This window comes from Vogesella mureinivorans (genome assembly GCF_007644035.1).
Taxonomy (GTDB): Bacteria; Pseudomonadota; Gammaproteobacteria; order Burkholderiales; family Chromobacteriaceae; genus Vogesella; species Vogesella mureinivorans.
The window spans coordinates 1-253 of record NZ_VMTV02000440.1 but is presented as its reverse complement, the minus strand read 5'-3'; the positions used below and the strand labels follow the sequence as shown (position 1 = coordinate 253).

Genomic DNA, 253 nt, shown 5'->3' with positions numbered 1-253 from the left:
AACCTTCATTCCAGACCATATAGAACTTTTTATTTTTGGCTGCCATTGCCATCAGCTCATCTTGAGCTGCCAGTAACGCTGGCATACTTAAATTTCCACGGTCTTGTAAACGTAAACTAAAACCTGAAAACGTACCTAGTTCATCAATGGCAGGAGGTAGCACCGCCATGGTTGCGCCTTCTTTGCTATTCGCCATGAAAGCATTGACTGAATTGGTCATCTCTGTCGCCGTAGAAGTACGGTCTTTGAAATC

General features: G+C 43.9%; 1 protein-coding gene. It reads right to left on the bottom strand.

Annotation, left to right across the window (positions count from 1 at the left end):
• The coding region (locus FLQ44_RS11430; protein WP_147694467.1) for a hypothetical protein at nt 1-253 on the bottom strand (253 nt) is incomplete at both ends.